Annotated in this window: 15 protein-coding genes; 5 read left to right on the top strand and 10 right to left on the bottom strand. The window is 64.2% G+C overall.

Annotated elements, in window-relative coordinates:
- Window positions 1-291 precede the first annotated feature (291 nt).
- The gene (locus tag J4F42_17085) at window positions 292-618 is read left to right on the top strand and encodes a hypothetical protein (protein ID MCE2487233.1); all 327 of its coding nucleotides are present in this window, start codon (window positions 292-294) and stop codon (window positions 616-618) included.
- Window positions 615-1040, top strand: a complete 426-nt coding sequence (locus J4F42_17080; protein MCE2487232.1) for a type II toxin-antitoxin system VapC family toxin — start codon at window positions 615-617, stop codon at window positions 1038-1040. Before J4F42_17085 ends, J4F42_17080 begins: the two co-directional genes overlap by 4 nt.
- A 291-nt stretch (window positions 1041-1331) precedes the next feature.
- On the opposite strand, the gene J4F42_17075 is transcribed toward J4F42_17080, so the two are convergent.
- The 7 genes from J4F42_17075 to J4F42_17045 all read right to left on the bottom strand — a co-directional run bounded on the left by J4F42_17075 (window position 1332) and on the right by J4F42_17045 (window position 8249).
- Window positions 1332-1757 (bottom strand): hypothetical protein, encoded by a 426-nt coding sequence (locus J4F42_17075; protein ID MCE2487231.1) that lies wholly within the window; start codon window positions 1755-1757, stop codon window positions 1332-1334.
- Between the two features lie 185 nt (window positions 1758-1942).
- On the bottom strand, window positions 1943-3091 hold the full coding sequence (locus J4F42_17070; protein MCE2487230.1) for an FAD-dependent oxidoreductase: 1149 nt from the start codon (window positions 3089-3091) through the stop codon (window positions 1943-1945).
- A 20-nt stretch (window positions 3092-3111) separates the two neighbouring features.
- The gene (locus tag J4F42_17065) at window positions 3112-3351 is read right to left on the bottom strand and encodes a hypothetical protein (GenBank protein ID MCE2487229.1); all 240 of its coding nucleotides are present in this window, start codon (window positions 3349-3351) and stop codon (window positions 3112-3114) included.
- 33 nt (window positions 3352-3384) lie between these two features.
- On the bottom strand, window positions 3385-4479 hold the full coding sequence (locus J4F42_17060) for a hypothetical protein (protein ID MCE2487228.1): 1095 nt from the start codon (window positions 4477-4479) through the stop codon (window positions 3385-3387).
- Between the two features lie 78 nt (window positions 4480-4557).
- Window positions 4558-5313, bottom strand: a complete 756-nt coding sequence (locus J4F42_17055) for an enoyl-CoA hydratase/isomerase family protein (GenBank protein MCE2487227.1) — start codon at window positions 5311-5313, stop codon at window positions 4558-4560.
- Window positions 5314-5360: 47 nt separating this feature from the next.
- Window positions 5361-6206, bottom strand: coding sequence for a cold shock domain-containing protein (locus tag J4F42_17050; GenBank protein MCE2487226.1), 846 nt, complete (start codon window positions 6204-6206; stop codon window positions 5361-5363).
- A 24-nt stretch (window positions 6207-6230) separates the two neighbouring features.
- The gene (locus tag J4F42_17045) at window positions 6231-8249 is read right to left on the bottom strand and encodes a CocE/NonD family hydrolase (protein ID MCE2487225.1); all 2019 of its coding nucleotides are present in this window, start codon (window positions 8247-8249) and stop codon (window positions 6231-6233) included.
- 120 nt (window positions 8250-8369) lie between these two features.
- On the opposite strand from J4F42_17045, the gene J4F42_17040 reads away from it, so the two are divergent.
- Both J4F42_17040 and J4F42_17035 read left to right on the top strand, forming a co-directional pair.
- Complete coding sequence (locus J4F42_17040) at window positions 8370-9173, top strand: alpha/beta hydrolase (protein ID MCE2487224.1); 804 nt, start codon at window positions 8370-8372, stop codon at window positions 9171-9173.
- A gap of 53 nt (window positions 9174-9226) precedes the next feature.
- Window positions 9227-10504: an FAD-dependent oxidoreductase gene (locus J4F42_17035; protein ID MCE2487223.1), complete on the top strand. Its 1278-nt coding sequence runs from the start codon at window positions 9227-9229 to the stop codon at window positions 10502-10504.
- Between the two features lie 13 nt (window positions 10505-10517).
- Here the strand turns inward: J4F42_17035 and J4F42_17030 are convergent, their stop codons facing one another.
- The 3 genes from J4F42_17030 to J4F42_17020 all read right to left on the bottom strand — a co-directional run bounded on the left by J4F42_17030 (window position 10518) and on the right by J4F42_17020 (window position 11517).
- Window positions 10518-10895 carry a type II toxin-antitoxin system PemK/MazF family toxin gene (locus J4F42_17030; protein ID MCE2487222.1) on the bottom strand — a complete coding sequence of 126 codons (378 nt, stop codon included), beginning with the start codon at window positions 10893-10895 and terminating at the stop codon, window positions 10518-10520.
- Entirely contained in the window at window positions 10870-11079 is a 210-nt protein-coding gene (locus tag J4F42_17025; GenBank protein MCE2487221.1) for a DUF2281 domain-containing protein, read from the bottom strand. Before J4F42_17025 ends, J4F42_17030 begins: the two co-directional genes overlap by 26 nt.
- A 126-nt stretch (window positions 11080-11205) precedes the next feature.
- On the bottom strand, window positions 11206-11517 hold the full coding sequence (locus J4F42_17020) for an NIPSNAP family protein (GenBank protein MCE2487220.1): 312 nt from the start codon (window positions 11515-11517) through the stop codon (window positions 11206-11208).
- Between the two features lie 184 nt (window positions 11518-11701).
- On the opposite strand from J4F42_17020, the gene J4F42_17015 reads away from it, so the two are divergent.
- The coding region (locus J4F42_17015) for an epoxide hydrolase N-terminal domain-containing protein (GenBank protein ID MCE2487219.1) at window positions 11702-11892 on the top strand (191 nt) is incomplete at its 3' end.

Here is an 11892-nt window from a genome sequence, read left to right as displayed (position 1 = left end):
CCGCCGAGGTAGTTCCTGCAAGTCAGCGATTTCTCTGAGGAAAATGAATCGCAGCAAAAAAGTGCATAACACCCTCTAGAGCGTTTCACGTTAGGCTGTAGCCCGGCTGTTCCGCTCTCGTCCTGCTGGCCGCGAGCCAGCCTCCCTGCTTCGACTTCGCTCCGCTCCGCTCAGCACGAACGGGAGACCGTTAGTCCTGGGCGTCAGGCGCAGCGCGCCTGAAGTCGAAGGGCGACACAGCATCGTGAAGTGCTCTAATATAGCTATATCAATTGCGGACGAGGAGCGAGTATGATTCGTGCGACGATTTCAGAAGTCAAGAATAGCTTGAGCGCCTATCTGCGCCGCATCAAAGCCAGAGAATCCGTCCTGGTGATGGAACGCAAAACGCCCGTTGCGCGCATTGTTCCGGTCGGGCGGGACACCGGGGGCGGACACGAGCTGGACGAGGTGGATAGAGACGCCAAGCTTGCCCGCTTGGTGCAGGCAGAGATTGTAACGCGTCGCGGGTCTGGGAGCCCCCTTGATGTCGTGAGACAGCCCCTCCGCCAGGGCGCCGGGCTGCTGGACGCCGTGCTTGAGGAACGCGCAGAAGAACGCCAAGAGGGGAGCCGGTGAATTTCTGGGATACCTCCGCGCTGCTGGCCCTGAGCGTGGAGGAAGCGCGCCGGCAGGCGGCGCTGCGAGTGCTCGAAGCGGATGAGCAGATCGTCGTGTGGTGGGGAGCCGCAATCGAGTATGTCGCGGCGGTCTCGCGGCGGGAGCGTGACGGCAGCCTCAAACCAGACGACGTCACCGCGCACCTCGGTCGCCTCAATGCCCTGTCGCAGGTGTGGTACGAAGTACAACCAAGCCGGCGGATCAAAGCCGTGGCACAACGCCTGCTGCGCGTCCATCCGCTCAGGACTGCGGACAGTCTGCAACTGGCGGCGGCGCTCGTCGCTGCGGAGGATGAGCCTGCGAGTATGGGCTTTGTCTGCTTTGACGCACGGCTGAATCAGGCCGCGTCGCGCGAGGGATTCGCCATCCTTACGCCGTGATGCAGAAGGCAGACAGCGAGGCTGCAAAGCGCAACGGGACACGGGATGACGGCGTTCTCGCCATTGGCTGTGTTCTCAAGGACGATTCCACAAAGCGAGGATGCAGACAAACAGCGGTCAGAAACCCAGACACAAGAGGCGCTGTACGCCACTGCCGCGGCCAGGGGCTTCACCCCTGGTCAAAATTTTTGGAGCAGCCGAAGGCCAGCCAAGGCTCCAGGCAAGATCTTTTCAAATGAGGGTATGAAGAAACGTACTCTGTATTTTGAAGACAGTCCGGCCCGGACGCCATCACGCGGCTCCCTGTCGGATGGCGATGGCCTCACGCAGACCGTCGAGCAGGCCTTCCAGGTGGGCCATGCGCTTGCGCAGTTCGGCGATCTGGGTGCGCAGTTCGGCGATCTGGGTGCGCAGTTTGGCGATTTGCTGCTCCAAGGCGCTGAACCGTTCATCAAAGTACTGACGCTGCGCGGCCAACTCGGCGCTGACATCCCGTCGGTGCGTGGCCAATTCAGTACTGAAGTGCTGACGCTGCGCGGCCAGCTCCTGACGCTGCTCCGCCAGCTCGGCGCCGAAATCCCGACGCTGCGCGGCCAGCTCCTGACGCTGCTCCACCAGCTCTGTACGGATGGCCCGCTGTCCGGCCAGCATCAACCCGGCCAGGGTGGCCCCCACCGCGACCACCGCTATCAGGACACTGATCAATTCAACGCTCATGGTGTTTTCTCCGAGAGTGAAAACGGGCGACTCCAGGGTATTCGTTGCCGGGTCGCACTTCGCTCGTCCACACCGAGGCTTACCATACCCAGCACCGCAGGAGATGGCAAGAATCGGCTGCATACAACAGTTTAACCTGCTGTGAGCCCCGTTTTCGGTGGGTAGGGACGACTGGCCGGTTGCCCCTACCCGAGCAGGCCCTGATAGCGCGCCATAAACCGTCGATCAATCCAGTCTTTGAGCTGCCACGCCCAGCGGCTGTGCGAAACCAGCCGCTTGTAGCGCAGCAGCGCCTTGCCGTCCGCAGTATTCAGGATCGACAAGAAGCCGGACTGCGGCCGGTAGTGCGGCAGCGGGCGGCCGCTCAGGCTCGCCCGCAGGCTCTCCCACAGCACCGGTCCTTGACGGACCGCATACACTCCGGCTTTGGGGGTGTGGGGATAGGCGGCGAGGGTGGCACAATCGCCCACGCCGAACACCCGCCGGTCGTCGAGCGCGTGCAGGCTGTCGTTGACCAGCAGGAAGCCTCGGGCATCCAGCGCCAGATCACACCCGCGGAACACCGGGGGCGCGGCCGGTCCGCTCAGCCAGACGGTCAGATCGGCGGCACGGGTGTCGCCGTCGTCCAACTCGACCGCATCGGCATACACCCGGCGCACGGACCGGCCGGTATGCACCGCAATGTTTTTGTGAGCCAGGATATGCGCGGCGCGGCTACGAAAGGCCGTGGAATAGCCGCCCAGCATACCGGGCGCGGCCTCGAACACGGACACCTGACGGGTCTGTCCGGCGAGCGCTAGCGCAGCCTCAAGCGCGCACGCCATCTCAAAGCCGGCCGCCCCACCGCCAACGACGGCAATATGGCAGGCACGGTCACTCTTTTCCCGAGCCAGGGTCTGGAGACGCTGACACACGGTGGTGACCTGAGAGAAGGGTTTGAGCAGGACCGCGTGCCGGGCGACGGCTTCGGCTTCAGCCCCCGCAGCCTGAGAGCCGAGGTTGAACGAGATCAGGTCGTAGGCGACAGGCTCGGCCTCAGCCAGCCGAAGCGTCCGTCCGTTCGGGTCGAGTCCGAGCGCACGGGCCTTGATGAAGCGGCCGTTTGCCCGCCGGACCAGGGCGGCGACATCGACACGGACAGCGTCTGGCGGGTATGTGCCGGCCACATACCCGGGCAGCATCCCCGAGTAGTAGTGGTAGGCGTCCAGAGAAACAACGCTCAGCTCGACCTTCGGCAGGGGAGTGAGGATACACCGCCGCAGCACTTCAAGATGGGCGTGGCCGGCTCCGACGAGAACGAGGCGGATGGGAGTAGGAGCAGAGTGTTGCTGCATGAGCAAACAAAACCGGCGCATCAAGAATACAGATGAATAGGTTCCTCCAGGTCAGCCTCAGGATCGGTACAGGCAGGATCAGGCTGGGGGAGAGGTTCGCCCCGGAGCAGATGTGTTTCGGCCATATCCACCAAGGCGCCGGCCAATGAACGACGGGCTGCGGCGAGGGTCTCGCCGCAGCTTATTGTTCCGGGAAAATCCAGCACTTCTGCATGGACATCCTGATCGAGAAATTTATACATTGCTTTGTAGGTCAACATGGAACACCCGCACGGCCGTGGCGGCATGGTGATTCAGCGCTGCCTCGGTTCCAAGCCCTCAAACCACGGCAACACCAGCTCTTCATTGATGCGCGAGGTATAGGCGTGGCCCCAGTCGGGCAGTTCTTTGTAGGTCGCGTTATAGCCGATGTGGCTGAGCAGCTCGTGCCCCTGCCGAATCGTGGCCACCGGAAAAATGAAATCGTGTGCCCCGTGCACAATGTAGATCGGCAGGTCTTGGCCCTGCTTGCGGCGCAGCATGGGGTCCAGCATGGCGTGGAAATCGCCCGCAATCGGGGCGATGCCGGTAAACATGTCCGGGCGGCTCAGACCCAGCATATAGGTAAAGGTTCCGCCGTCGGACAGCCCGGACAGGTAGACCCGGCTCGTATCGACCGCGTAGGTGGCACATACCTCGTCGAACATCCTGCTGATGGACTCGACATCGAGCGGCGGCTGCAGGACCGACCACGTCACATCCACCGACTTGGGCGACAGCAGCAGGTAGCCTTTGCTCTTGGCCGGCCGCAGCCAAGCCCAGATATAGTCCTCGCCGCGGCCATAGCCGCCGTGCAGACAGACGATCAACGGCCACTCTTTGTGCGGGTCATAGTTTTCCGGCACATACAGAGAGTAGGCCGCGTGGGCGTCGGTACGCTTGGTGTGCATCAGGCCGACCGGCGCTCCGGCGTCGGGCGGCCGGGTTTCCAGGGCGTCCCGCTGCGACAGCGCCTCGGGCAGCAACCAGTAGTCCTGGAGGGTCGGGGTGTGAGCCCGCAGGTCATACAGCAGGTTCATGCCTTTGCACAAGGCCCAGCGACTCTGCAAAAACGCCAGCGAGAAATCCTTGCCGCCGGGCTCCAAAAACGCCGTGGCCGCACCCGCGCACTGGGCTAGCGCGGCGGTGAAGCCGGCGTGAAACTCGGTCAGCGAGTCCGGGGGCGACAGACCGGCCAGCTCATCGGCCAGGGTCGAGAACATGTCGCCCGTCACCGCCTGGAGCTCAGCCTGGGAGTCGCCGATCTTGTTGAACTGGATATGCTCCTGAATCGACTCAAAGGTCCGCAGAAAACGGAGCAGTTTCTCCTCGGCCGTGTGGATGACCTGGGTATAGTGTTCGTCTGCCATCTCGCCCTCCAGTGTCACGGTTTGCAGCCGGACCCTAGCAGCCGGCCGGGTCCGGCCGCAAGAGTACGGCCGCGCCCCCTATTGCGACTCGAAATCCAAAAGCCCCAGCCCTTCTAAAGCCAGACCATAGCCGAGCAGGTCGAGCATGCGCCGCTTGAGGTCCTGGGTCAGCACCACCCGGCTATAGCGCAGGGTCAGCGGCGGCTGGCGCAGCAGCTGCTCGGCCAGCTCCCAGGCCCGGGGCAGCAGGGCGTCCGGCGCCACCACTTCGTTGACCAGCCCCAGCTCCAGAGCCTGCCCGGCCGACAGGATCTGCCCGGTCAGCAGAAAATAGCGCCCCCGGTTGGGCCCCAGCAGCAGGGGGTAGACGACGTGCATGCCGTCGCCCGGCACCATGCCGTTGGGGAAATGCGCCGAGTCCTGAAACTCGGCCGTCTCAGACGCCAGCACAATGTCACACAGCAGCGGGATTTCGGAGTGGCGCAGGGCCGGGCCGTTAATGGCGCTGATCATAGGCACCTCGATATCCAGCAGATTGCTCAGCAGGTGTTTGCCCTCCCAGTAGACCGGGTCCCAGCTGCGGGGGTTGACCTGGGGCCGCGACGACGGCGTAGACCGGGGACCGGAAAAATCGGCGCCCGTACCGGTCATGATGATCAGTTTGTTGTCCGGGTCGGTGCCGATCTCGGCGAACGCCTGGGTGCACTCACGGTGGGGCAACAGCCCCCACTGCAAACTGCCCCCGTCGGTATGGAAGGTCAGCTGCAACACGCCGTCCCGGCGCTCCATGCGGATCGTTTGGTAGTTGTTGGCGTAGTCCTCAAATCTGGCCATAAACAGTCCTCCTTTTTCCTTATCGGACGTGTCGGCTGGTGCGAGACTCAGCCGTCCCGCCCGTCCGTGTCGGTCTCAAGCGCCCGGACCTCGACCGCGTAGCGCCCGTGCGGTCCCTCGGCAATCTCGAAACTTACCCGGGCGCCGGGCTCCAGGCGGCGGTCTCCCTGACCCGGAATGGCGCTGAAGTGAACAAAAAGCTCCTCGCCCTGCTCCGAGCGGATCATCCCTCGCCCCCGGGTAAACCACGCCACCCGCCCCCGTCCGTGGCCGACCGTCCGCCACGGCTTGGCCGTGTGTCCGGCCCAGTACGCGGCCGGGATACGCACCGCCCTGACCTCCGGGGTATCCCAGGCCGCGTGCGCATAGTCGTCCAGCCGCGCTCTGAGAGCCCGGATATCGCACCGCAGCTCTTCCACGCTCGGTCGCCCGGCCAGCCACCAGCCGGTGTAGACGCTATGGATGGTCAAATCAGGCGCCAGACACACGGTATGCGGAATGGCGACCTCGGGATACTCACCATCGGTGTTATCGACAATACCCAGCCGGCGAATTGCCCGCCGCTGGTGGTCGCTCAGAAAGGGAAAGCGAGCGCCCAGACCCGCTCGGTAGGCGGCGGCAACCGGAGGCGGGTCGGTGCTGAGCGCCACCAGGCCGGTCTGGTTGAGTTCGATCTCGGGGTAAAACGACACCAGTTGGCCGAGCTGGAGACGATCCCGAGGACAGAAAAAGCCGCGATACACCACCACGATCAGCGGCCGGCCGTGGGCAAAGCCGAGGTGCCGGTCGAACTCGTCCGGGGCGGTCAGCTGCGACAGGCTGACACGCCGACCGGTGTGGTCGGGCAGGCACAGATCGGGAAAGCGCGCACCGGCCTGAAGCGATGTGGACATGAGTGTCTCCTGATGCACCGCATTTTAGCCCAGCAGCCGCGGAAACGCTTCCCGCCAGCGCCGGCTGAAAATCAGCTCAGCGTTGTATGCGGCTCGCAGCTCAATAGTGACAATAAACGTGTCCGCGGTACAGCTCAGCTCGATCAGACTGTCGATCACCACCTTCCAGCCCGGCCGCTGCCATTCCAGGTGACGGCGCATCCGGGCCGTGCAGCTCAGGGGATCGCCGTCCCGCATGGACAGCTCTTTGGCGTTTGTTTCGGTCATGCGCAGCCCCTGCTCGGTCAGGACGCTGCTCCCACCGACCCGGGTGTCGAGCGTCGTTGTGCCGTCAAGCATGTCGTGGCGGACCATATAGGAGCGCTCAGCGTCTTCTGAGCGGACGGGCGCGACCGGCACCTCGGGCGGGGCAAAGACCGGCAGCGGCAGAGCCGGAGACTGGGCCGGAATGACCGGCAGGACGAGCCGGGAGGGATGGGCGGTATCATGGCAGACCGTCAGGCTGGCCGGGCGCGGCGGCGGCCAGACCAGCGGCCAGTCGGCCCCGGCGATGCTCAGCCGCAGACGACGGCCCGGGGCGAACACGTGGCAGATGCTGCTCAGCTCAAGACGGACCGGATAGATGCGGCCCGGTACCAGCGGGCTCGGCCGGGCGTGACTGTCCCGATGGGTCAGGTTGAGTACGCCGCGGGTGACCAGCAGGGAAGCGCCGTCGGGGCCGACATCGCACAGTTTGACCGCCAGCTGGGCAATCGGCTCCGCGGCCGCGACGTACAGCTCCAGCCGGGGAAAGCCCAAAATCTCCAGCGGCTCGGCAAGCGGGGTGGAGGTGTAGCTCAGCGCGCGCGCGTCATCGCCGCGCTGGTCGCGGGGCAGGCCGCTGGGCCGCAGACCGGTGCACCAGAACGGGGCGGCCAGACCGGGGCTGGGAGGACCAGTCCAGCAGTCCGGGCTGGCGTCCGACGGCAGGTGTGGGGCAAACGTCCCGGCCGGCCCGATATACCAGGACTGATAGTCGGTCCGCGCTACCGGCCACTCGGTTTCAGATCGCCAGTGACCGGGCGTCGTTTCCCGATACGGCTCGGGCGGGCGCGAGCCCTGGACCCAGACGGTCAGCTGCGGCTCGTCCATGACGCCGTTCTGGATCCCCTTGAGCCAGTAGTCCCACCAGCGCAGCATTTCCCGCAGGTGGTCGATCTGGGGACCGGGCCGGGCCACGTGCGGCATGTCGTGCAGCCACGGACCGATCAAGCCCTTGCACGGCACGCGCAGGTGCTGGAGCAGCTGGAGGACAAAATCCTGATAGCTGTCGGCCCAGCCACCGATGGCGAACACCGGGCACTGAATCGCGTCCCAGTCGTCGCACACCGAGCCGTTCTGCCAGTAGGCGTCGCGGGTCTGATGGCGCAGCCAGGCGAACGGCCATTGGGGAGTGTGCTCAAGCCGCTCACGCCAGCGCGCGAACCACTCCTCGCCGACGATGTCCGGCAGTGGCGGCAGCGCGTTCAGGGCTACCATACGGCCGGCCCAGGCAACGGATTCGTTGACCGGCAGACAGCCGCCGTGGTAGTGCACGTCCTGGCCGTAGCGGTCAGCCAGGGCATGCATGGCAATGATCGCTTTCAGCTTGGGCGGGGCGTGCATGGCGGTCTGTATGGCGCTGATTCCCCCGTAGGAGGAGCCATACATGCCGAGTTGGCCGCTGCACCACGGCTGGTCGGCCAGCCAGGCCAGGACCTGAAGGCAGTCGTACTGTTCCTGGCGGGTGTACTCGTTCTGGGCAATGCCCTCCGAGGCGCCGCTGCCCCTGGTATCGAGCCGCACCCCAACATAGCCCTTGCGGGCCAGAGAGCTGTGGGTGCGCCGATCGCGGGCGACTTTGTTGTCGTCTTTGCGGTACGGGTGCGATTCGACAATAGCCGGAAACGGACCGTCGTTGGGGGCATCCGGCATGTACAGGCGGACGCCGAGCCGGACGCCGTCGGCCATCGGGATGGCCAGCTGGGGAATGACGCGGACCGGATAGTCTAGAGCCTTGTTCATGTCACCATCTCTCCTGTTCTCTCTTGCGGCCTCGGGCGGGAAAAAGCTATCGTTGGTGCCTGATCCCCGGCCTCAGCAGAGTCATAGGCAAGAGACCGCCAGCACGCAAGGAGCACGGCCATGCCACAGGCGCGTATCGACGACAGTTTGACCCTGTATTATGAGCACGACGATTATACCGATCCGTGGACGAGCCCGGAAACGATCCTGCTCATCCACGGCGTGGCGGATACCAGCAAAGCCTGGTTTGCCTGGGTGCCACGTCTGGCCCGACGCTTCCGCCTGGTCCGACCCGACCTCAGAGGCTTTGGCCAGTCCAGCGTGCCGCCGGCCGACTACGCCTGGTCGCTGAGCGGCTTCGGCCAGGACCTCAAGGGCTTGCTCGATCACCTGGGCCTGCCTGCCGTCCACGTTGTCGGCCAGCGGGTCGGCGGCAGCGTGGCCATGCAGTTCGCCCATGACTATCCCGACTGTGTCAAAAGCCTGACCGTCATCGGCGGGCCGGCCAGCCTGGCCAACAGCGCCCTGAATCCTGGCGCCTGGCTCAAACAGGTCGAACAGGAAGGCGTTGAGAGCTGGGCGCGCACGACTATGGATCGGCGTTTGGGCACGGTCAGTCCGGCCATGCGGGAATGGTGGATTCAGGAGATGGGCAAGGCGCCGGCCCAGGTCATGGCCGGGATCTTTGCCTATGTCGGCGGTATGGACATCACCGCTCTTCTGCCCGATATCCAAGCCCCGACCCTGGTCATTACCAGCGACAGGGGAGCGCTGGCTGCGGTCGAGACGGTCCGCGGGTGGCAGACCCGGATTCCGAACTCCCGGCTGCTGGTCCTGCCCAGCACGGCCTACCACCTGGCCGCAGCCCTGCCGGACGCCTGTGCCGACGCGGTTCTGTCTTTCATCGGAGAGCTGCAAGCGTGACGCTGGGCGACACAAAAGACCGACCCCCGAGCAAGAAGAGATCAACACCGTCTTTGCCGGACAGTTTATGGCTGACCGAGTCGCCCCCGGCCTCTGCCGCGCTCCACGGCAGCGTGCGGGCCGACGTCGCCATCGTCGGCGGCGGCATCACCGGACTCAGCGCGGCCTACCATTTCAAGCAGCGTTATCCGAACAAACAGATTGTCATCCTCGAAGGCCAGCGTATCGGCTTTGGGGCCAGCGGCCGTAACAGCGGCTTCATCTCCCGCGAATACCACGGCTGGGACAGCCTCTTTTTCAGCAAAGGGGCGGCTGCGGTCGAACCCTACGCCCGATACGCCGAGCAGGGCTATCGGCACCTGGTCGAGACCATCGCGCGCGAAGCGATTGACTGCGACCTCCAGGAGAGCGGCGCGCTGCGGCTGGCCAAAAAGGACGCCGAGGTGCGAACGCTGGAAAAGCAGGTGCCGGCCTACGCCCGACTCGGTCGATCCGTCGAGCTGTGGCAGGGCACGGACCTGGCCGCACGGATCGGCTCAGAGTTTTATCCGGCCGGGGTTTTCCTGCCCCACTGGGCAACCCTCCATCCGGGCAAACTCGTCCGGGGTCTCAGCAGCGCGGTTGAGGCGCAGGGCGTCCATATCTACGAACACACCCCTGTGCAACAGCTGCGGCGGGGCAACCCGGTCGAGCTGGTCTGCCCGGACGGTCAGCTCAGCGCCGACACGGTCGTTGTCGCCACCAACGCCTATACCCCGCAACTGGGCCTGTTCAGACGCATTCTCATGCCTCTCCATTTGTACGTCATGGTCACCCGACCGGTGGACGAGGCCGTCATCGGTCGCGGCGCCTGGACCAGCGTCCCTGGGCGCTATGAGATGGATGCCACCCATACGATTCGGCTCACTCCCGACGGCCGCCTGCTGATCAGGGGCGGCGCCCGCTACGACTACAACAGCCGGGTCGCCGACCGTCACCAGCCGCGGGCCTACCGGCGCCTGGCCGAGCGGCTGCTCGCCCGCTATCCCTACCTGGGCAGCGTCCAGACCGCCCATGGCTGGAGCGGCGTGATGGCCCTCACCCGCGCCCACACGCCGCTGCTGGGCTGGCTGGACAACGACACGCGTGTCCTGTTCAGCGTCGGCTACAACGGTTTCGGCCTGGTAAGCGGGTTTTACGGCGGCAGGCTGGTGTGCGAGCTGTACGCCGAGCAGCCCAACCCGGATCTGGTGCTGATGTCCTCGCCCGCCAAGGCTGGCTGGCTGCCGCCCGAGCCGCTGCGCTATGTGTCTCTCAACGTGTCTCTGGCCCTGCGGCATCATCGCTTGTGAGGGTGCCCGGCGTTTACCTTTGTGTCCCGGGCGTGTCGATCCGGCCGAGAATTACGTCGAGGATTGCTGACAGGGTCTGTTGGTCTTGTGATCCCAGGCTGCCCAGTTTTTTGAGGACAAGCCCTCTCTCGATAGTCGTGAGAACCGGTTTCATAACCGAAGGTCTCAAAAGACCGGTCTCTTTCCACTCTGCTATAGCGCTCTCTCCAACAGTCGGTGACGCTTTCAGCTGGCTTGTGATCGCCATGATGATAAGATCGGGACGCGCCTCATGATAAGCGCTCGAACTGATCACAACAGCCGGTCGCTTTTTACTCGTCGTTTGATCTGTAAAGGGAAACGGGACCAAGACAACATCACCAAACTCATAGCTCGTCGTAGACAGCGTCATCGGGATTATCCCAGATTTTCTGGAAGGGAACCTCGGACAGCTTCGCCGCCGCCCGGGGAAGGCGCTGTTTCTCGCTACGCTGCCGTAAGAAATCGACAAAGTCTTCGACCTCGGCAATTTTCTCTGGTGGGAGAATCTGAATTTTCTCCATGAGGATTTGCACCTGTGTCCGATCAGAGTCCATAGCGTTCTCCTGCTGAGCCTCACAGCTTTTTCGATCCTCACGCTCTCTGAAACCAGACCGAAGAGAGGAGCCGGTCGGGAGCGCCGAGAGGCCGAAGGACTCCTCCGACCTCTCGCGCAGCTCGGCTTACTGCAGGGGCGAAAAACTGGCCGGCGTCATGATCTTGTTGTACTGGCTGACAATCATCTCCTGGGCGCGGGGCCGGAAGGCTTGCAGGGCGGGATCTTCGCCCTGGGCGGCCCGGGCCTGGGCACGGTGATTCATGTCTTCATAGGCCCAGATGTGGACCACCTCGTTGAGCGGACCGACCTCGGTTGACCACCAGCCGACCAGCTTGGAGTATTTGCTGATCACGGGCAGGGCTTCCTGTTCGATCAGCGCCTGAAACTCCGGCACCTTGCCCGGCTGTAGTGTGTACACACGCATTTCGTAGACCATACGCTCCCTCCTTTTGGGTCATGGATGCGTCTGTTGTAGCAACTCCCGGCCCCGATTTCCAAGAGCTGACAACCGGCGGGTTCCTCTTTTTCTTGTTTCCCCGGACGTGCTATGGCAGGGGTGCAGACACGAGGAGCCGCACCATGCAACACCACGCCTTTGTGATTGACATCCCCGAGGAACTCTGAGTGACCTGCGCGACCGGCTGGCCAACACCCGCTGGCCGGACGAAATCGGCAATGACGGCTGGACCTACGGCACCCGGCTGGCCGACCTCAAGCAGTTGGTCGCATACTGGCACACGAGCTACGACTGGCGCCGGCACGAGCGGGCGATGAACGCCTTTCCGCATTATACGGTCAGCATCGACGATCA

Source organism: Desulfurellaceae bacterium (assembly GCA_021296095.1).
Classification (GTDB): domain Bacteria; phylum Desulfobacterota; class Binatia; order Bin18; family Bin18; genus JAAXHF01.
Note: the sequence above shows the minus strand (reverse complement) of the source record. Positions and strands in the feature narration are given on the sequence as shown.

Excerpts from the sequence above, each read along its gene's own strand:
- J4F42_17085 (MCE2487233.1), top strand. The coding sequence starts at position 292 with ATGATTCGTGCGACGATTTCAGAAGTCAAGAATAGCTTGAGCGCCTAT.
- J4F42_17075 (MCE2487231.1), bottom strand. The coding sequence starts at position 1,757 with ATGAGCGTTGAATTGATCAGTGTCCTGATAGCGGTGGTCGCGGTGGGG.
- J4F42_17070 (MCE2487230.1), bottom strand. The coding sequence starts at position 3,091 with ATGCAGCAACACTCTGCTCCTACTCCCATCCGCCTCGTTCTCGTCGGA.
- J4F42_17065 (MCE2487229.1), bottom strand. The coding sequence starts at position 3,351 with ATGTTGACCTACAAAGCAATGTATAAATTTCTCGATCAGGATGTCCAT.
- J4F42_17060 (MCE2487228.1), bottom strand. The coding sequence starts at position 4,479 with ATGGCAGACGAACACTATACCCAGGTCATCCACACGGCCGAGGAGAAA.
- J4F42_17055 (MCE2487227.1), bottom strand. The coding sequence starts at position 5,313 with ATGGCCAGATTTGAGGACTACGCCAACAACTACCAAACGATCCGCATG.
- J4F42_17050 (MCE2487226.1), bottom strand. The coding sequence starts at position 6,206 with ATGTCCACATCGCTTCAGGCCGGTGCGCGCTTTCCCGATCTGTGCCTG.
- J4F42_17045 (MCE2487225.1), bottom strand. The coding sequence starts at position 8,249 with ATGAACAAGGCTCTAGACTATCCGGTCCGCGTCATTCCCCAGCTGGCC.
- J4F42_17040 (MCE2487224.1), top strand. The coding sequence starts at position 8,370 with ATGCCACAGGCGCGTATCGACGACAGTTTGACCCTGTATTATGAGCAC.
- J4F42_17030 (MCE2487222.1), bottom strand. The coding sequence starts at position 10,895 with ATGACGCTGTCTACGACGAGCTATGAGTTTGGTGATGTTGTCTTGGTC.
- J4F42_17025 (MCE2487221.1), bottom strand. The coding sequence starts at position 11,079 with ATGGACTCTGATCGGACACAGGTGCAAATCCTCATGGAGAAAATTCAG.
- J4F42_17020 (MCE2487220.1), bottom strand. The coding sequence starts at position 11,517 with ATGGTCTACGAAATGCGTGTGTACACACTACAGCCGGGCAAGGTGCCG.